General features: G+C 65.4%; 17 protein-coding genes. 13 read left to right on the top strand and 4 right to left on the bottom strand.

Annotated features, from left to right (window positions below; all coding sequences use genetic code 11):
* The first annotated feature begins 43 nt into the window (after nt 1-43).
* From E7811_RS06960 to xylA, 5 genes are all read left to right on the top strand, one after another.
* Nucleotides 44-1,069 carry a substrate-binding domain-containing protein gene (locus E7811_RS06960; protein WP_136393804.1) on the top strand — a complete coding sequence of 342 codons (1,026 nt, stop codon included), beginning with the start codon at nt 44-46 and terminating at the stop codon, nt 1,067-1,069.
* Between the two features lie 177 nt (nt 1,070-1,246).
* Nucleotides 1,247-2,572, top strand: a complete 1,326-nt coding sequence (locus tag E7811_RS06955; protein ID WP_136393803.1) for a sugar ABC transporter permease — start codon at nt 1,247-1,249, stop codon at nt 2,570-2,572.
* A gap of 8 nt (nt 2,573-2,580) precedes the next feature.
* Complete coding sequence (locus E7811_RS06950; protein WP_136393802.1) at nt 2,581-3,348, top strand: ATP-binding cassette domain-containing protein; 768 nt, start codon at nt 2,581-2,583, stop codon at nt 3,346-3,348.
* Nucleotides 3,348-4,784: a xylulokinase gene (gene xylB, locus E7811_RS06945; RefSeq protein WP_136393801.1), complete on the top strand. Its 1,437-nt coding sequence runs from the start codon at nt 3,348-3,350 to the stop codon at nt 4,782-4,784. Before E7811_RS06950 ends, xylB begins: the two co-directional genes overlap by 1 nt.
* Nucleotides 4,781-6,082: a xylose isomerase gene (gene xylA, locus E7811_RS06940; RefSeq protein ID WP_136393800.1), complete on the top strand. Its 1,302-nt coding sequence runs from the start codon at nt 4,781-4,783 to the stop codon at nt 6,080-6,082. Before xylB ends, xylA begins: the two co-directional genes overlap by 4 nt.
* 4 nt (nt 6,083-6,086) lie before the next feature.
* On the opposite strand, the gene E7811_RS06935 is transcribed toward xylA, so the two are convergent.
* From E7811_RS06935 to E7811_RS06925, 3 genes are read right to left on the bottom strand one after another with little or no spacing between them, the layout of a single operon-like run.
* Nucleotides 6,087-7,115, bottom strand: coding sequence for an ABC transporter substrate-binding protein (locus E7811_RS06935; protein WP_246020245.1), 1,029 nt, complete (start codon nt 7,113-7,115; stop codon nt 6,087-6,089).
* Nucleotides 7,085-8,473: a sensor histidine kinase gene (locus tag E7811_RS06930; protein WP_136393799.1), complete on the bottom strand. Its 1,389-nt coding sequence runs from the start codon at nt 8,471-8,473 to the stop codon at nt 7,085-7,087. The genes E7811_RS06935 and E7811_RS06930 overlap by 31 nt, the downstream gene beginning before the upstream one ends.
* The gene (locus E7811_RS06925; RefSeq protein WP_136393798.1) at nt 8,470-9,141 is read right to left on the bottom strand and encodes a response regulator transcription factor; all 672 of its coding nucleotides are present in this window, start codon (nt 9,139-9,141) and stop codon (nt 8,470-8,472) included. The genes E7811_RS06930 and E7811_RS06925 overlap by 4 nt, the downstream gene beginning before the upstream one ends.
* A 110-nt stretch (nt 9,142-9,251) precedes the next feature.
* Here E7811_RS06925 and E7811_RS06920 point away from each other — a divergent pair, with 110 nt between their 5' ends.
* From E7811_RS06920 to mgrA, 6 genes are all read left to right on the top strand, one after another.
* Nucleotides 9,252-10,220, top strand: a complete 969-nt coding sequence (locus E7811_RS06920; protein WP_136393797.1) for a Bug family tripartite tricarboxylate transporter substrate binding protein — start codon at nt 9,252-9,254, stop codon at nt 10,218-10,220.
* The gene (locus E7811_RS06915; RefSeq protein WP_136393796.1) at nt 10,220-10,660 is read left to right on the top strand and encodes a tripartite tricarboxylate transporter TctB family protein; all 441 of its coding nucleotides are present in this window, start codon (nt 10,220-10,222) and stop codon (nt 10,658-10,660) included. Before E7811_RS06920 ends, E7811_RS06915 begins: the two co-directional genes overlap by 1 nt.
* Before the next feature lie 12 nt (nt 10,661-10,672).
* A complete protein-coding gene (locus E7811_RS06910) occupies nt 10,673-12,196 on the top strand; it encodes a tripartite tricarboxylate transporter permease (protein WP_136393795.1) in 1,524 nt (507 codons plus the stop codon).
* A gap of 1 nt (nt 12,197) precedes the next feature.
* Entirely contained in the window at nt 12,198-13,556 is a 1,359-nt protein-coding gene (locus E7811_RS06905; RefSeq protein WP_136393794.1) for an acyclic terpene utilization AtuA family protein, read from the top strand.
* The gene (locus tag E7811_RS06900; RefSeq protein ID WP_136393793.1) at nt 13,549-13,851 is read left to right on the top strand and encodes a DUF4387 family protein; all 303 of its coding nucleotides are present in this window, start codon (nt 13,549-13,551) and stop codon (nt 13,849-13,851) included. The genes E7811_RS06905 and E7811_RS06900 overlap by 8 nt, the downstream gene beginning before the upstream one ends.
* 87 nt (nt 13,852-13,938) lie before the next feature.
* Nucleotides 13,939-14,970, top strand: a complete 1,032-nt coding sequence (gene mgrA, locus E7811_RS06895; protein WP_136393792.1) for an L-glyceraldehyde 3-phosphate reductase — start codon at nt 13,939-13,941, stop codon at nt 14,968-14,970.
* A gap of 45 nt (nt 14,971-15,015) precedes the next feature.
* Here mgrA and E7811_RS06890 read toward each other — a convergent pair whose 3' ends face one another.
* The gene (locus tag E7811_RS06890; protein ID WP_136393791.1) at nt 15,016-16,929 is read right to left on the bottom strand and encodes a calcium-binding protein; all 1,914 of its coding nucleotides are present in this window, start codon (nt 16,927-16,929) and stop codon (nt 15,016-15,018) included.
* Between the two features lie 288 nt (nt 16,930-17,217).
* On the opposite strand from E7811_RS06890, the gene rimP reads away from it, so the two are divergent.
* Both rimP and nusA read left to right on the top strand, forming a co-directional pair.
* On the top strand, nt 17,218-17,826 hold the full coding sequence (gene rimP / locus E7811_RS06885; RefSeq protein ID WP_136393790.1) for a ribosome maturation factor RimP: 609 nt from the start codon (nt 17,218-17,220) through the stop codon (nt 17,824-17,826).
* A gap of 19 nt (nt 17,827-17,845) precedes the next feature.
* Complete coding sequence (gene nusA / locus E7811_RS06880; RefSeq protein ID WP_136393789.1) at nt 17,846-19,459, top strand: transcription termination factor NusA; 1,614 nt, start codon at nt 17,846-17,848, stop codon at nt 19,457-19,459.
* The last annotated feature ends 14 nt before the right edge of the window (nt 19,460-19,473 follow it).

Here is a 19,473-nt window from a genome sequence, read left to right as displayed (position 1 = left end):
TCGAACCGGCCCTTCGCAGGCCGCATCCATAGGGAGGATACACATGCGTAAGGCAATCATGGCCGCCGTCCTTGCGACGGTCGGTTTTTCGTCCGCCGCTCTGGCCGAAGGCCTGACCGTCGGGGTGAGCTGGTCGAACTTCCAGGAAGAACGCTGGAAGACCGATGAAGCCGCGATCAAGGCCGCGCTGGAAGCCGCCGGCAATACCTATGTCTCGGCCGACGCGCAGGGTTCGCCTGCCAAGCAGCTGACCGACGTCGAGGCGCTGATCGCCCAGGGCGTCAACGCGCTGATCATCCTCGCGATGGACAAGGACGCGATCGGCCCGGCCATCGACAAGGCCGCTGCCGAAGGCATCCCGGTCGTGGGCTATGACCGTCTGATCGAAGACAACCGCGCCTTCTACCTGACCTTCGACAACAAGGGCGTGGGCCGCATCATCGCCGAACATGTCACCGCCGCGAAGCCCGATGGCAACTATGCCATCATCAAGGGCGACCCGGGCGACCCGAACGCCAACTTCCTGCGGGAAGGCATGGAAGAGGTGATCGGCGCGGCCGTGGCCGCCGGCACGATCAAGATCGTCGGCGAATCCTACACCGACGGCTGGAAGCCCGAGAACGCCCAGGCGAACATGGAACAGATCCTGACCGCCAACAACAACGCGGTCGATGCGGTTCTGGCCCAGAACGACGGCATGGCCGGTGGCGTGATCGCAGCGCTTCAGGCGCAGGGCCTGAACATCCCGGTCGGCGGGCAGGACGGCGACCTTGCCGCGCTGAACCGCGTGGCCCGCGGCACGCAGACCGTTTCGGTCTGGAAGGACAGCCGCCAGCTTGGCAAGGCCGCCGCGGAAATCGCCGCAGCCCTGGCCGGTGGCGCCGCGATGGATGCCGTCGAGGGCGCGGTGAAATGGTCCGGTGGCGAGAAGGGCGTGGAAATGAACGCCATCTTCCTGTCGCCCACCCCGATCACCAAGGACAACCTGAACATCGTGATCGAAGCCGGCCACATCTCGAAGGAACAGGCCTGCGAAGGCGCCATGGAAGGCGTCGCGGCCTGCCAGTGACGGTATGACCTTGCCCCGGCGCGGAGATCGCGCCGCGCCGGGGTTCCCTGATCCGTCGGCCGCCGGTGTGCGGCATCCGTTCATTCGCAGGACAGCGCGCCGCCATGCGGCCCGGACCCCGCGGGCGTGACGCCCGTGGCACCCTGCTGCTGTTCCCGCTGACATACAGAAACGCCGATGACCCAGACAACGACGACCCCCAAGCCAACATCGTCGGCCATTCCGGCCAACCCGCTGGTCCGCTTCCTGCGCGCGACCGAGATCGACACCCGCCTTCTTGGCATGGTGGGCGCGCTGATCCTGATCTGGATCGGCTTTCACCTTTACGGCGAACTGGTGAACGGCAACGGTGCCTTCCTGACGCCGCGCAACCTGTGGAACCTGTCGGTGCAGACGGCCTCGATCGGGATCATGGCCTGCGGCATGGTGCTGGTTATCGTCACACGCCACATCGACCTTTCGGTGGGTTCGGTCCTGGGCTTCTGCGCCATGATCATGGGCGTGCTTCAGGTCTGGGTGCTGCCCGACTACCTGGGGCTTGGCAATCCGCTGATCTGGATCATCACCGCCATTTGCGGCATGGCGCTTGGCAGCTTGATCGGCGCCTTCCATGGCTGGCTCATTGCCTATCGCAAGATCCCGGCCTTCATCGTCACGCTCGGCGGTCTGCTGGTCTGGCGCGGCGCGGCCTTCCTTGTGGCGCGGGGGGAAACCATCTCGCCCGTCGATTCCACCTTCGCGCTGATGGGCGGCGGCCCCTACGGATCGGTCGGGGCGGTTGGAAGCTGGATCGTCGGCCTTCTGGCCTGCGCCGGGATCGTCTGGATGATCCTCTCGGGCCGTCGGCAGCGCATCCGCTTTGACTTTCCGCTGCGCCCGGTCTGGGCCGAATGGTTCCTCGGCATCGTCGGCTGCGGTCTGGTCATCGGATCGGTGCTGCTGGTCAATGCCTATCCCTGGCCCAAGGGGATCGTCGCGCAATATGCGCAGGCCCAGGGGATCGAGGTCCCCGAGGCCGGGCTGTTCATCAGCCACGGCTTTGCCTATCCGGTGCTGATCCTGGTGATCGTGGGCATCGCCATGACCGTGCTGATGACCCGCACCCGGTTCGGCCGCTATGTCCTGGCCATCGGCGGCAACCCGGACGCGGCGGAACTTGCCGGGATCGACACGCGCTGGATGACGGTCAAGATCTTTGCGCTGATGGGCTTCCTGACCGGTCTTTCGGCGGTGGTAGCCAGCGCCCGCCTGAATTCGGCGACGAACTCGCTTGGCACGCTGGACGAGCTTTACGTCATCGCCGCGGCGGTCATCGGCGGCACCTCGCTGTCGGGTGGGGTGGGCACGATCTATGGCGCGATCATCGGCGCGCTTGTCATGCAAAGCCTCAAGACGGGCATGGTGCTGATCGGCTTCGACGCGGCCATGCAGGACATCGTGGTGGGCGTGGTGCTGGTTCTGGCCGTCTATGCCGACATTCTCTATCGCTCCAGGACAAAGTGAGGACGGACATGGGACAGAATCCGAACACCGGCACGCCCCTTGTCGAACTGCGCGACATCTCGATCTCGTTCGGGGGGATCAAGGCGGTCGATCATGTGTCGGTCGACCTTTATCCCGGCGAGGTCGTGGGCCTTCTGGGCCACAACGGCGCGGGCAAGTCGACGCTGATCAAATGCCTGTCGGGCGCCTACCGCGCGGACAGCGGGGACATCTTCATCAACGGCGAGAAGGCCGAGATCACGAACCCCCGCGACGCCCGCCGCTACAACATCGAGACGATCTACCAGACGCTTGCGCTGGCCGACAATCTGGATGCGGCCTCGAACCTGTTCCTGGGCCGCGAACTGGTGACATCGACGGGCTTCGTCGATGACGCGCGGATGGAGGCCGAAACCCGCAAGATCATGGGCAGGCTCAACCCCAACTTCAAGAAATTCAACGTGCCCGTGTCGGCGCTTTCGGGCGGCCAGCGGCAATCGGTGGCGATCGCGCGCGCGGTCTATTTCAACGCGCGCATCCTGATCATGGACGAACCCACCGCCGCGCTTGGCCCGCACGAGACGCAGATGGTGGCCGAACTGATCCAGGAACTGAAGAAGCAGGGATTGGGCATCTTCCTGATCGAACATGACATCCACGCGGTGATGGACCTGTGCGACCGGGCCGTGGTGATGAAGAATGGCGAGAGGGTGGGTTGCGTGAACGTCGGCGAAGTGACCGATGATGACATCCTCGGCATGATCATCATGGGCAAGAAACCCCCGCAGGCCTATTGATGTTCATCGGGCTGGATCTGGGCACGTCGGGGCTCAAGGCGGTTCTGGTCGATGACAGCCAGCGGGTGCTGGCCGAGGCGACCGCGCCATTGCAGGTTTCCCGCCCGCAAACCGGCTGGTCCGAACAATCCCCGGCCGACTGGATCGCTGCCGCCGAGGCGGTGTTCGACCGGCTGCGCCCGGTAGGGCTTGGATCTGTCCGGGGCATCGGCCTTTCGGGGCAGATGCACGGGGCGACATTCCTTGACGCCACGGACGAGGTGCTGCGCCCCTGCATCCTGTGGAACGATACCCGCGCGCATGAGGAAGCCGCCGAACTGGATGGCGATCCGATGTTCCGCCGCCTGACCGGCAACATCGTCTTTCCGGGCTTCACGGCGCCCAAGGTGCTGTGGCTGGAACGGCACGAACCGCGCCTGCGCGAACGGTTGGCGCGGGTGCTTCTGCCGAAGGATTACCTGCGGCTGTGGCTGACCGGGGAACATGTGGCCGAAATGTCCGACGCGGCCGGCACAAGCTGGCTGGACACCGGCGCGCGCGACTGGTCGGACGATCTGCTGGCCGCCACGGGCCTGGCGCGGTCGCACATGCCCCGGCTTGTCGAAGGGTCCGAGGTTTCGGGGCATCTGCGCCCGGAACTTGCCGCGCGGTGGGGCCTGCCTGCGGGCGTGGTCGTCGCGGGCGGCGGGGGTGACAACGCGGCTTCGGGCGTGGGCGCGGGTGTTGTGCGCGCGGGCGATGCCTTTGTCAGCCTCGGCACCTCGGGTGTGCTGTTTGCCGCCAATGACGGCTATCACCCTGATGCGGCGACGGCGGTGCACACCTTCTGCCATGCCCTGCCCGGAACATGGCACCAGATGGGCGTCATCCTCGCCGCGACCGATGCGCTGAACTGGTACGCGCGCCTTCTTGGGGCCGAAGCGGCGACGCTGACGGCCGAGCTTGGTCCGTTGCAGGCGCCGGGGCAGACGCTGTTCCTGCCCTATCTCGGGGGCGAACGCACGCCGCTGAATTCGGCCACGGTGCGCGGGGCCTTCACCGGGCTTGAACATGCGACCGATCGGCAGGCCGCCACCCGCGCGGTTCTGGAAGGCGTGACCCTTTCGATCCGCGATTGCCGCGACGCCCTCGCGGCCACCGGGACGCGGATCGAAACGCTGCTTGCGGTGGGGGGTGGATCACGGTCGGACTACTGGCTGGGGGCGATCGCGACCGCGCTTGGCGTGCCGGTGCACCTGCCGGTCGCGGGTGATTTCGGTGGGGCCTTCGGGGCCGCGCGCCTGGCCATCATGGCCGCGACCGGCGCCGGGGCCGAGATTGCCACCCCGCCCGCCATCGCCCGGGTCATCCCTCCCGACCCCGGCCTTTCCGCCGCATTCGACGACGCGCATGCACGGTTCCGTGCCGCGCAATCTGCCATCAAGGACCTGAAATGACAGACTTCTTCAAGGGTATCGCGCCCATCCGCCACGAAGGCCCGGAAACGGCGAACGAATTTGCCTTCCGGCACTACAATCCGGATGAAATCGTCCTGGGCAAGCGGATGGAGGATCACCTGCGCTTTGCGGTGGCCTACTGGCACAGCTTTGCCTGGCCGGGGGGCGACCCCTTCGGCGGGCAGACCTTTGACCGCCCCTGGTTCGGCGATACGATGGATCTGGCGCGGATGAAGGCCGACGTGGCCTTCGAGATGTTCGATATCCTGGGCCAGCCCTTCTATTGCTTCCACGATGCCGATGTGCGGCCCGAAGGGGCGACCTTCGCGGAATCGAAGCGCAATCTTGACGAGATCGTCGATTACCTGGGCCAGAAGCAGGAAGCCCACAAGGCCAGGTTGCTATGGGGCACGGCTAACCTGTTTTCGCATCGCCGCTTCATGGCCGGGGCCGCCACGAACCCCGACCCGGATGTCTATGCCTATGCCGCCGCGACCGTGAAGGCGAACATGGATGCCACCCACCGCCTGGGCGGGCAGAACTATGTGCTCTGGGGGGGGCGAGAGGGGTATGAAACCCTGCTCAACACCGATCTGAAGGCCGAACGCCAGCATGCCGGGCGCTTCCTTCAGCAGGTGGTGGAATACAAGCACAAGATCGGCTTCAAGGGCGCGATCCTGATCGAGCCGAAACCGCAAGAGCCGTCAAAGCACCAGTATGATTACGACGTGGCCACGGTCTATGGATTCCTCGTGGAATTCGGGCTGGAAAAAGAGGTCAAGGTCAACATCGAACAGGGGCACGCAATCCTTGCCGGCCATTCCTTCGAACACGAGATCGCCCTGGCGGCATCCCTCGGGATCTTCGGTTCGATCGACATGAACCGCAACGATTACCAGTCCGGCTGGGATACGGACCAGTTCCCGAACAATCACGCCGAAAAGGCGCTGGCCTTCTACGAAATCCTGCGCGCCGGCGGCTACACCACGGGCGGGACGAATTTCGACGCCAAGCTGCGTCGCCAGTCGCTGGATGCCGAGGATCTGATCCTTGCCCATGTCGGCGGGATGGACACCTGCGCACGCGCGCTGAAATGCGCAGCCGCCCTGCTGGAGTCGGGCGAACTGGAGGCCGCGCGCAAGGCACGCTATGCGGGCTGGGACACGCCCGCCGCCAAGGCGATGCTTGTCGGCACGCTGGAACAGGCAGCCGCCCGCGTCACCGCCGAGGGGATCGAACCCGAACCGCGTTCGGGCCGGCAGGAGCGGCTGGAAAACCTCTGGAACCGCTATCTGTGAGGCATCAGGGCTGAAACATCGCGGCGGACCATTCCTCAAGGAAGGCCCGCCGCTTCATCTTGTCCAGATAGACCAGAAGCCCCGGATCCAGCCGGATCGGCCGCAGATGCGGGTTCTGCATCAACGCGGCTTCGTTCACGGGCGGCAGCCCCGCCTCGGCGCCGATCAGGCGGCGCCCCTCGGCGGACAGCAGGAAATCGATGAACACCCCGGCCGCCTCGGGGTTCGGGGCGTTGTCCGGGATCAGGGCGGTGCGCAGAAGCGTCAGGGTGAAATCCTGATACTCCACCGCCACAAGATCGCTGTCATCGCCAACCCTGTCGGCCGCGTAGCTTCCCAGGACGTTGTGCGCGATGGTCAGTCGCCCGCTTTCCAGATCGTCCAGCATGTCGACGGAACTGCTGTAAAGCAGGGGATCGACCGCGCCCATCACCTCGGCCAGACGCCAGAAACTGTCGGACTGCCGCGCCTCCTGCGTGGCGAAAAGATAGCCGGCCCCCGACTGTCGGGGATCATAGGTGCCGACACGACCCTGGAAACGGTCGGGGTGATCGCGCAGCAGGTCCACCAGATCGCGCCGGGTCTGCGGCAGGCGAAGGCCGTCAAGCGCCGGGCGCGACAGCACCAGAACCACCGGCTCCTGCGCGATGGAAAACACGCGGTCCTGCCACTGCGCCCAATCGGGCAGGGGAAGCGCCGCGCCCGGTTCATGCGGAAGCGCCAGCCCGTCGTTGGCCAGTTTCATCTGCAGGTCCATGGCCGAGGATATGGCCACGTCAAAGGCCATCTTGCGTTCGGTGACGGCGGCATAGACATCCTGGCTTCCGGCCACGACATAGCGGATCGTCAGTTCCGGGTTGGCCCTCTGGAAGGCCTCCAGCACGGGGCGGAAATAGGCGGTGTCGGTGGTGGACAGGATGGCCAGCGTCTCGCCGCCGGGCTGGCCGGGCAGGATCGCCTCTTCCTCGATCTCCAAGGCCGTGGCCATCGAGGCCCAGACCATCAAAGCAACGGCAACGACAGCGTTGCGCATGCACCGCCCCCTTCCCTGTCTTCCAGCGAAAGACGCCCGTCATGCGCTTTCGCAACCTCGTCCACGATGGTCAGACCCAGCCCGGACCCGACCACGTCATCCACGTTGCTGCCGCGGCTGAACCGCTGGGTCAGCTTTGCTGCCGTCTGGCCCGACAGCCCGCGCCCGCGGTCCATCACCCGCAGCACGGCCTCGCCCCTCTCGACGGTCAGCGACACGTCGATCTCGCTTTCCTCGGGTGAATACTTGATCGCATTGTCGATCAGGTTCCTGACCGCGTTTTCCAGCAGCGGGCGGTCCCCCATGATCGTCGGCGGAGCGGCCACGGGAGCCATCTGGATCGACACATCCTTGAGCGAGGCCACCGGCGCGACCGACCGCAGGACGCCCGTGACCAGAACCGCAAGGTCCAGCGGTTCGACCGTCAGCCGGTCGGACCTGTAGACCACCACGGCATGATCCAGAAGCTGGCTGGCCGAACGGCTGCTTTCCTCGACGGCGCGGATCACCCCGCGCAGGGAATTCCGCACCTCGGGGTCTTCGGACTGGCGCAGCGCGATTTCCGCATGTGTGCGGACGGTGGCCAGCGGCGTGCGGATGTGATGCGCCGCCTCGGTGATGAAGGTTTCCGTGCGCACCAGCGCCGCGCGCAGCCGCGCGATGAACCCGTTCAGCGCCCCGATCAGCGGCAGAAGTTCGCGCGGGGCGGGGTGGTCGACGGCGCGCAGGTCATGCGGGCCGCGCCGCGCCACTGCTTCGGCAAGCCGTTCGATCGGCGACAGGACCGACCCGGCGGCGACCAGCGACAACAGCAGCGCCAGAGCGAAGAACCCGACGCCAAGCGCCGCCGCCCGGTTCGCAATGCGCGCGGCGATCGCCTCCTGGCCAAGCCGCGTCTGCGCAACCAGCACGGTGACGGCCATCACCCCGTCGCTTGCCACCATCTGACGGATCATCGCCGCGACGCGCACTTCGCTTTCGCGATAGCCTACGGTGTAGAACTCGGGCCGGACACCCGGCGTGATGTCATCGGGAAGCGGAAGGTCATCGTAGCCGGTCAATGTCTGACCGCCCGCGACAATGCGATAGAACACCCGGTCCTCGCTGATCGAACCCAGCACCGAAAACGCCTCGTAGGGAAGGTCGATCCGCAGCCCGTCGGGGCCCCCGCGCAGCTGTTCGGCGATGATCACCGTGGCGCTGCCCAGAACGCCATCCTGCGTGGCCTCGGCCGCCTGTCCGGCGACCGTGCGCACCGTCATGTAAAGCACCGCCGACAGCAGCGCCGCAATCGCCAGAAGCTGCACCAGAAGGCGTTGGCGCAGCGATCTTGCGCGGCGGGGGCGCGCCAGGGTCATCCCGCGTCCACCGTCAGCCGGTAGCCCACACCGCGCAACGTCTCGATCCGGGCGCGCGATCCTTCCAGCTTCTTCCGCAGCCGCCCGATATAGACTTCGATCGCGTTGTCGGTGACGGCCTCGGAATAGGAAAACAGCCGGTCGCAAAGCTGTGCCTTGGAAAACACGCGGTCGGGCGCGGCGATGAGGATTTCCATCAGGCGCAACTCGCGGCTGCGCAATTCGCGCGTTTCGCCCGCGATCGTGACCGTCGCCGTCAGCGGGTTGAAGGTCAGCCCGGCGAAATCCCGCACCGTCTGCGACGCGCCGCCCCGCCTGCGCATGACCGCCCGGCAGCGCGCCTCGAGTTCCGCGAAATCGAAGGGCTTGGTGACATAGTCATCGGCGCCAAGGTCCAGCACGTCGACCCGGTCCGATACGGCCGCGCGGGCCGTCATCACGATGATGGGCGTGTCGAGCCCCGCGCGGCGCTGTGCCGAAAGAAAACTGCGCCCGTCGCCATCGGGCAGCGAGATATCCAGCAGGATCAGGTCGTAGGGGGCATCCTTCAGACATTCCACCGCCTCGCCCAGGGTGCCTGCCCGATCCACGCCATGCCCGTCCAGCGCCAGCCGCGTGGCAACCGAGGCGGCGAGATCCTCGTTATCCTCGACAAGAAGAAACCGCATTCGCCCGAAATCCCGGCATCCGTGACAGGTTCATGTCAGCTTTTCAGCGAATCGTGATCGCCGCAAGGGTCGACCACCGGCCCGGCATCTGACTGTCTGGGAGGACATCAATGAAAAAGACGCTTTTCGGCGCGCTTCTGACCAGCGCGGCCCTGACCTTCGGCGCAGGCTCGGCGGCCTATGCCACCGAATGCATCGCCCCGGCCAACCCTGGCGGTGGCTGGGATTTCACCTGCCGTCAGGTCGGCAAGCTGCTCTATGATCTCAAACTGGTCGATCAACCGGTTCAGGTGACGAACATGGCCGGTGCCGGTGGCGGCGTGGCCTATACCCATGTGGTGACCGAGCGCAACGAGGCCGCCGACCTGATCGTCGCCGCCTCGTCGGCCACGACCACCCGTCTGGCGCAGAACGCCTTTGCCGGCATGACCGCCGATCAGGTGCGATTCGTGGGCGCGATCGGCGCTGATCCGGGCGTGATCGTGGTGGCCAAGGACAGCCAGTTCCAGACGCTGGGCGATCTGGTCGAGGCGATCAAGGCCGATCCGGGTTCGGTGACCTTCGCGGGCGGGTCGGCCGCGGGCGGCTTTGACCACATGAAACCGCTTCAGGTGCTGAAGGCGGCAGGCTTCGATGACATCCGTTCGGTGAAATACATCGCCGTTGACGGTGGCGCCGACGCGATCACCCAGACCATCGGCGGCTTTACCCAGGCGATGACCGGCGACATGTCGGAGACCATCGGCTTTCTCAAGGCCGGCGACATCCGCATCCTGGCCGTGCTGACCGAAGAGCGCGTGCCGGGCTTTGACGACATCCCCACCGCCCGCGAACAGGGCTTTGACGTGGTCGCGGTCAACTGGCGCGGTCTTTATGTGCCCAAGGGCATCTCGGACGAGCAGTTCAACGACTGGGCGGCCAAGTTGCAGGCCGTGGCCGACAGCGCCGAGTGGAAGCAGGTCATGATGGACAATGGCCTGGCCCCCTTCACCAAGGTCGGCGCCGACTTCCAGGGCTGGGTCGATCAGGTCGTGGCCGAAACGGTGACCCTGTCCAAGGAAATCGGGGTTATCCAGTGATGAAAAGCGACCGGATCTTCGGTCTGGTCGTCTTGATCGTGGCGCTCGCGTTCTTCGTGGGCGCCACACAAGTCCAGACCAGCTTTCTGTCAGACCCGGTGGGGCCGCGTGTCTTCCCGATGCTCATCGCGCTTGCGGCGGGGCTGTGCGGGCTGGTCCTGCTCATGCGCCCGGACGCCGAGCCCGAGTGGCCCTCGGCGCGTTCCTGGGGCGCCATGGGCATCGCCTGCGCGGTGCTGATCGGCTATGCCTATGCCCTGCCGCCGCTGGGTTTCCTCATCCCGACCGCCATCGCGGCGGGCGCGATCAGCTTTCTGATGTCGCCGCGTGCCGTTCCGGCCGCGATCACCGGCGCGGCCTTGTCCGCCGGGCTTTTCGTCGCCTTCAAATATGGTCTTGGGCTGGGGCTGTTCGCCTTGCCCCGTGGGCTGATGGGTTAAGGGGCACACACAATGGAAATTCTGGCAAATCTCGCGCACGGGTTCACCGTGGCGGCGACCCCGTTCACCCTGTTTCTGGCGGTGGTCGGGTGCTTTCTGGGTACGATCTTTGGCGCGCTGCCGGGCCTCGGCCCGTCGAATGGCGTGGCCATCCTGATCCCGCTGGCCTTCACCCTTGGCCTTGACGCCACACAGGCGCTGGTGCTGCTGACGTCGGTCTATTACGGCACGATGTATGGCGGCAGGATCAGTTCGATCCTGCTGAACATTCCCGGCGACGAACCGGCGATGATGACCACGCTTGACGGCTTTCCCATGGCCAAGCAGGGCCGCGCGGGCGATGCGCTGGTGATTTCCGGCGTGGCCTCGTTCATGGGGGCGTTCCTGTCGACCGTGGGGCTTGTCATCATGGCGCCGCTGCTCGCGGCCATCGCCTATCTGTTCGGCCCGGCCGAATATTTCGCCCTGTATCTGCTGGCCTTCCTGACGCTGGGTGGTGTGGCGTCGAAAAACCAGGCCAAGGCCGCGCTGGCCGCGGCGCTGGGGCTGGGCATCGCCATGATCGGCGTCGACAACGCCACCGGCATGCCGCGCTTTACCGGGGGCAACCTGCACCTGAACGATGGGGTGGATTTCCTGGTCGCCATCGTGGGCCTCTTTGCCATCGCCGAGGTGTTCATCTTCATCGAAAGCCACGGCAAGAACAGCGCGATCGGCGTGGCGCTGGACAAGGTGTCGATCCCGTGGCGCGATCTGCGGTCGACCTTTGGCACGATGCTGCGCGGCTCGGGCATCGGCTTTGTCGCCGGGGTTCTGCCGGGGGCGGGGGCGTCGCTGGGGTCGTTCCTGGCCTATATGGCGGAAAAGTCGTGGCTGGGGTCGCGGGGCCGGTTCGGCACCGGCGATCCGCGCGGCGTGGCCGCGCCCGAGGCCGGCAACAACGCCGCGGCCGGGGGCGCCATGGTGCCGATGCTGACGCTGGGGGTCCCCGGTTCGGGCACCACGGCCGTCATGCTGGCGGTTCTGATGACGCTGAACATCACGCCGGGCCCGCTCTTGTTCTCGGAACGCCCCGAGGTGGTCTGGGGCCTGATCGCCAGCCTGTTCATCGCCAACATCGTGCTGCTCATCATGAACGTGCCCATGGTCAAGCTGTTCGTGAAGGTGCTGATGGTCCCGGCGTGGGTCCTGATGCCGATGGTCACGATGGTCAGCTTTGTCGGGATCTATTCGCTGACCGGCAGCTATTTCGATCTGGTGCTGATGGTGGGCTTCGGCATTCTGGGCTATATCCTGCGCAAGCTGGACGTGCCCGCCGTGCCGGTGATCCTTGGCATCCTTCTGGGGAACGAGATGGAAAACGCGCTGCGCCGCGCGATGACCATTTCGAACGGCGACTGGACCTATCTGTTCAGCTCGCCCATCGCCATCGGGCTGTGGATCTTTGCCATCGCGGGCTTCGTTGCGCCCTTCTTCCTGCGCGGCAAGCTGAAAAAGCCGCCGGTGCCGGCCACGGATGACCTGAACGAGGATTGAGATGACACGCGTACTGATCCCCACGGGGGCGCTTGGGCTTGGCTATGACCGGGCGGCGCTTGCGCGGGGGATTGCGAACCGGCCCGATATCATCGCGGTCGACGGAGGGTCCACGGACAGTGGGCCCTCCTATCTTGGGCGGGGGGTGTCGAAATATTCCCGCGCCTCGACCAAGGCGGAATGGCGCGAACTGATGCTGGCACGGGCCGAGGCGGGCGTTCCGCTTGTGATCGGCACGGCAGGCACCTGCGGGGCAGACAGCGCGGTGGACTGGCTTTTCGACATCACGTGCGAGATCGCGGCCGAAACCGGGCAGCGGCTCAGGGTGGCCACGCTGAAATCCGGCCAGCCCGCGGCACGGGTGAAGGCCGCGCTGGCCGCAGGGCGGGTCGCGCCGCTGTTTCCCGCGCCCGAGATTTCCGGCGGGCTGCTGGACGCCTGCACCAACATCGTGGCGCTGGCGGGGGCCGAACAGATCGCCGCCGCGCTGCAAACCGGCGCCGATATCGTGATTGCCGGCCGCACGACCGATACGGCGATCATTGCAGCGCTTCCCCTGATGCGGGGCGATCACGCGGGCGCGGCCTGGCATGGCGCCAAGATCGGCGAATGCGGGGCCATCGCCACCACGCACCCCGCCACAGGCACGATCCAGATCGACTTTGACGCCGGGGGCTTCACGATCGAGCCGATGGCCACGGCGGCGGCAGCCACGCCCTACACCGTGTCGGCTCACATGCTGTATGAAAACTCCGATCCCTTCATCCTCCATGAACCCGGCGGGCATCTCGACGTGCGCGGCGCGGTCTACACGCCGCTGGACGGGCGGCGCGTCCGGGTCGAGGGGTCGCAATGGGTGCCGGGCCGCTACACGGTCAAGCTCGAGGGCGCGCGCATCGCGGGCTACCAGACCGTGGCCCTCGCGCTGCTGCGCGACCGCCGCTATGTGGCCCATTCCCGCGAATGGGCGGCAGACGTTCAGGCGCGCGTCGCGGCCCAGATCGTCGACAGGATGGGCCTCGCGCCCGAGGAGTTCACGCTGGAACTTCGCCTGATCGGGATGGACGCCACGCTCGGCCCGCTGGAGAACCGCCAGGGCCAGCCGGTGGAGGTGGGGGTGCTGGGCATCGTCACCTGCCCGACCGAGGCGCAGGCCGCCGAAGCGGGCAAGATGCTGAACCCCTACCTTCTGCACCATGCCCTGACCGAGAACGAACCCATGCCGACCTTCGCCTTCCCCTTCTCGCCCGCCGAGATGCAGCGCGGCGCGCTTTACGAGTTCTGCCTCAATCACGTGATGGAGCTGGATGACCCGATGGAAGCCTTCCGTCTTGATGTGCACGAGGTGGGCCATGGTTGAGATCGGTCAGATCGCCGAAAAGGTCCGGTCCAAGAATGCCGGGCCGTTCTGGCTGACGGTGGATGTCTTCTGCGGATCGCCCGAGGCTTACGCGCGGATCGTGGCGGGGCTGGATACGGCGGCCGTCGCCCGTGCCTTCGGGGTCGAACCGCAGGCGATGAAGCGCTTCGACATTCCCGACCTCAACGTCGTGAAACTGTCGGTGCCGCGCCCGGTGATCCAGGGCACGCGCGCCGACCGCGACATGCACGGCGCCGGCTGGGCGGTGCTGGTCGAGGAAATGCGGATCGCCTGACCTTGCCCCTTCATTCTGGGGCAAATATCCTCGGGGGGTCCGGGGGGCAGACAGCCCCCCGGCCGCCGCCGCCAAAGGAGTGACCGCATGACCTATACCCCCGCTGCCGACCGCTATTCCCGCATGATCTATCGCCGCTGCGGACGGTCCGGCCTGCAACTGCCCGCGATCAGCCTGGGCCTGTGGCACAACTTCGGCCATGACACGCCCCATCGGGTGAAACGCGAGATCTGCCGCACCGCCTTTGACCTCGGCATTACCCATTTCGATCTGGCCAACAACTATGGCCCGCCCCCCGGCAGCGCCGAGGAAGCCTTTGGCGAGATCCTGAAGACCGATTTCGCGGGCTACCGCGACGAACTGATCATCAGTTCAAAGGCCGGCTATGACATGTGGCCCGGTCCCTATGGCGAATGGGGCAGCCGCAAATACCTGATCGCCTCCTGCGACCAGTCGCTGAAGCGGATGGGGCTAGATTACGTCGACATATTCTATTCGCACCGCTTCGATCCCCTGACCCCACTCGAGGAAACGATGGGCGCGCTGGATCACATCGTGCGGTCGGGCCGGGCGCTCTATGTCGGGATTTCCAGCTACAACAGCCAGCGCACGCGCGAGGCGGTTGAGATCCTGAAGGATCTGGGCACGCCCTGTGTGATCCATCAGCCCAGCTACAACATCCTCAACCGCTGGGTCGAACATGACGGGCTGAAGGACACGCTGGCCGAACTGGGCGTCGGCTCCATTGCCTTCACGCCACTGGCGCAGGGCATCCTGACCAGGAAGTATCTGGGCGGCATCCCCGAAGGCAGCCGCGCCGTGCAGGGCAAGTCGCTCGACCCGGCCACGATCACCCCGCGCGCCATCGAAAGCGTCCGCGCGCTGAATGAGATCGCGGAACGGCGCGGGCAGACGCTGGCGCAGATGGCCATCGCTTGGGTCCTGCGCGAGGGCGGCATCACAACGGCGCTGATCGGGGCGTCACGGCCCGAACAGGTGGTGGATTGCGCGGGCTCCATCGGCAATCTCGATTTCACGCCCGAGGAACTGGCCGAGATCGACCGCGTGTCGGCCGAGGAAGACATCAACCTCTGGGCGCGGTCTTCTGAAACGGAATGAGCGGGCGAACGGGCGGCCCGTCATCGGGCCGCCCGCCTGCCTGCGTCAGGCAAAGATGAAATCGCCCGCGTCGATCGCGGTGCGGCGCACCCCGGCAAGGGTGATTTCGGTATCCTCGAAGATGATCCGGGTGCCGCCGGCTACGGCCCGGATCGCAAGATCGGCAAACCGGCCGTCCTCGATCACGATCCGGTCGGTCCCGTTCCGGAAATCGGTGATCCGGTCGCGCCCGTCCGCATCGTCGAAGATGAACCTGTCGCTGCCGCCGCCTCCGCGCAGGATGTCGTTGCCGTCACCCCCGCGCAGGCGGTCGTTTCCGCCTCCCCCGGCCAGGTCGTTCCTGCCGGCGCTTCCTGAAAGCTGGTCGCCAAACCGGGTGCCGACAAGCCTTTCGATGCCTTCGAAGGCAAACAGGGTGTTTCCCCCCACGTTCTGCATCTCGGCTAGATCCAGATCGACCCGGACGGCCACATCGAACCGGGACAGGTTGACCGTATCCGTGCCGGACCGCCCATAGATCGCCGTCTCGCTTCCCGCCGCCATCCGCCGGACCGAGATCAGGTCATTGCCCTGGCCAAGGCTGATGAATTCGATCGGGTTGAAGCCCAGTGTGACCACGTCATTGCCGCGCGAGGTGCTGAGCCAGTCGCCGCCGCCGTTGTAGGTGATGATGTCGTTGCCTGCACCGGTGTACGCCGTGCTGACCCATGAACCCGCGGCGGTCGTGACCCGGTTGTTGCCGTCATCGAGCTTGACCATCCCGGCCCCGCCCGTGCCGATGGTGACGATGTCATTGCCCTCAAAGGCCCCGATGAACTGGACGAAGCGCCCCCCGGTGGTGACCGAATTCGCCCCGCCGCCAAGCATGATTGTTTGCATCCCTCCGTTGCCCTGAAGCACGATCACATCATTGCCCTGATAGCCGTTGTATGTGCCGACCCAGGCGGTGCCGCCGACCGTCAGGCTGTTTGTCCCGCTTCCTGCCGTCATCGATTCGATGTTTCCCGCGGCGATCTGAAAGACATCGTTGCCGCTATAGGCCTGAACGGTGCTCAGGTCGGCCCCTTCGTTGCGGAAGAAGTTGTTGCCGTTGCCAAGGGCCACCACATCGCCGCTGGACCCGTTGCGGAAGATCACCCGGTCGTCCCCGCTTCCGACGGCTATGCTCTCGCTGTAGCCAGAGTTGTTGACCGTGTCGTTCCCGTCACCAAGGCTGATCGTCTTCAGGCCAGCGCCCGCGCCCACGGTCACGGTATCGGTGCCGCCCCAGTTCGTCAGGGAATTCACGAAATTATTGCCCGCCACGACGGTGACGGTATTGGTCCCGCCGTTCAGTGTGACGGCGGCGACATCGCGCAGCGAAAGCGTGTTCACCCCGCCATCGGAATGAAGCTGGGCCAGAAAGCCCGTGCCCTGGACGAAGGTGTTGTTGCCATCCCCGAACTTCAGATAGCCCACATAGCCGCTGCCGCCGTTCACGACATTCACGCCGCCGCCCAGATCCAGCGAGTTCACGTCACCGGCACCCAGGTTCACCGTGTCATTCGTACCGTAAAGCTCGACCGAGGCGACCCGCTTGTTGCCGAGGTTGAGCGTGACACTGTAGGCCGGATCGTCCGTGCTGCCCCGGATGTAATCGACCCGTGTATCGAACAGCGTGACCGTGGCATTGCCCAGGCCGAGGCCGAGCACGTCGATCCGTCGTGCAATCCCGTCGTTCTGGTCGGTGATGTTCACGTCCAGCTGGGAACCCTCTTCCGTCAGGAACCGGAGGGAACGGATGGTCCAGGCGCTGGTCCCGCCAAGCGTGACGTTGATTTCGTAGGTGTCGATCGTCGGGCCGGTGTAAAGGCCCGCGTGGCCGATGAACCGATTTGTGATGTCCCAGTTGTAGGATGTGCCGAAAGCCGAAAAACCCGTTTCACCATCAAGGATCACATTCTCGATGACATTGGCCATCTTGTATCCTCCCTTGTGAAAAATGGACGGTTGCGCCGCCCTGCCTTTGCCTTCTTCGTGAAAAACGGTGGTGGACCGGCGTCCCAATTGGGAAAATGGAAACACGAATCGCCGTGTTCATCCAAACGGAATTCGGTCGCCGCAAGACCGCCCTGTTGATCGTCCTTGCCATCTGCCCGGCTTGGGCCTATATGCACCTCAACAGCGGTTCCGGCCTCCACCCCCGGCGCCACCGAAGGATGACACGGGCCGCTGCGCCCGTTTTTTGTTTTCTGGAACCCCACACCGATGACCGACCTCATCGCCAAGACCGCCATCGACCGTCGCCTCGCCGATATCGTGACCCCCTCCATCGAAGGGCTGGGGTTCGAACTTGTGCGTATCCGGCTGATGGGCGGCAAGACGCGCACGCTTCAGATCATGGTGGACCGCCCCGAAGGCGGGATCGAGGTGGACGACTGCGCGCGGGTGTCCACTGTCGTTTCGGCCGTTCTGGATGTCGAGGACCCGATCGAGGACAACTATGTTCTGGAAGTTTCCAGCCCCGGCATCGATCGCCCGCTGACCCGCCTGAAGGATTTCGACATGTGGGAAGGCTATGAGGCGCGGCTCGAGACGACCGAACTGATCGACGGTCGCCGCCGCTTCAAGGGCGTCCTGGCCGGAACCGAGGGCGACGAGGTTCTGATCGAGATCGAGGAAGGCGCCGAGACGCTGACCATCGGACTGAAGTTCGACTGGCTGAGCGATGCCAAGCTGATCCTGACCGACGAGCTGATCGCCGAGATGCTGCGCCAGCGCAAGGCATCGGGCGTCATCGACGAAAGCAAGTATGATTCCATCGAAGAACAGGCGGGCGACGACGACGAGGACGACGCGCCCGTGACGAAACACTGAAAGGCCCGGAGAGGACCCAATGGCGATTACATCCGCAAACCAGCTGGAACTGTTGCAGACCGCCGAAGCGGTGGCGCGCGAAAAGATGATCGACCCGGATCTGGTGATCCAGGCGATGGAGGAAAGCCTCGCCCGGGCCGCCAAGTCGCGTTACGGGGCCGAGATGGACATCCGCGTGAAGATCGACCGCAAGACCGGGCGGGCCAGCTTTACCCGCCATCGCACGGTGGTCGAGGATGACGCGGTGGAAAACCACCACGCCCAGATGACCCGCCGCGATGCCCGTGCCTATCTGGCCGACCCGCAGATCGGTGACGAGATCGTGGACGAGGTGCCCCCCGTCGATCTGGGCCGGATCGCCGCGCAATCGGCCAAGCAGGTGATCCTGCAGAAGGTGCGTGAGGCCGAACGCGACCGCCAGTTCGAGGAATTCAAGGACCGCAAGGGCAGCATCATCAACGGTGTCGTCAAGCGCGAGGAATACGGCAACATCATCGTCGACATCGGCCGGGGCGAGGGCATCCTGCGCCGCAACGAAAAGATCGGCCGCGAAAGCTATCGCCCGAACGACCGCATCCGCTGCTACATCAAGGACGTCCGCCGCGAGACGCGCGGCCCGCAGGTCTTCCTGTCGCGCACCGATCCGCAGTTCATGGCGGAACTCTTCAAGATGGAAGTGCCCGAGATCTACGATGGCATCATCGAGATCAAGGCCGTGGCCCGCGATCCGGGCAGCCGGGCGAAGATCGCCGTGATCAGCCATGACAGCGGGATCGACCCGGTCGGCGCCTGCGTCGGCATGCGCGGCAGCCGCGTGCAGGCCGTGGTGAACGAGCTTCAGGGCGAAAAGATCGACATCATCCCGTGGAACGCCGATCAGGCCACGTTCCTCGTGAATGCGCTGCAACCCGCCGAGGTCTCGAAGGTCGTGATCGACGAGGACGCCGGCAAGATCGAGGTCGTGGTGCCCGACGAACAGCTTTCGCTGGCGATCGGTCGCCGTGGCCAGAACGTGCGTCTGGCAAGCCAGCTCACGGGTCTGGACATCGACATCATGACCGAGGCCGAGGAAAGCCAGCGCCGTCAGGCCGAATTCGCCGAACGCACGAAGCTGTTCATGGACACGCTTGATATCGACGAGATGATGGCCCAGCTTCTGGTGGCCGAAGGCTTCACCAACCTTGAAGAAGTCGCCTATGTCGATATCGACGAACTGCTGTCGATCGACGGGTTCGACGAGGGCACGGCGGACGAGCTTCAGGCCCGCGCCCGCGACTATCTGGAAGAACAGGCCCGCACCGCGATGGAAAACGCGCGCAAGCTGGGCCTGGAAGACAGCCTTGCCAACTTCGAGGGGCTGACGCCCCAGATGCTGGAAGCGCTGGCCAAGGACGGGATCAAGACGCTGGAAGACTTCGCCACCTGTGCCGACTGGGAACTGGCCGGCGGCTGGACCACCGAGAACGGCCAGCGCAAGAAGGACGAGGGCGTGCTGGAGCCCTTCGAGGTCAGCCTCGAGGAAGCGCAGCACCTGGTCATGACCGCCCGCGTCATGCTGGGCTGGGTCGACCCGACCGAGATGGACGGCGCCGCCGACGAGGGTGACGCCGAAGACGAGGAGGCCGAAGCCTGATTTCGGGCTTCGGG

The organism is Aliigemmobacter aestuarii (assembly GCF_004799285.1).
GTDB lineage: Bacteria > Pseudomonadota > Alphaproteobacteria > Rhodobacterales > Rhodobacteraceae > Aliigemmobacter > Aliigemmobacter aestuarii.
Note: the sequence above shows the minus strand (reverse complement) of the source record. Positions and strands in the feature narration are given on the sequence as shown.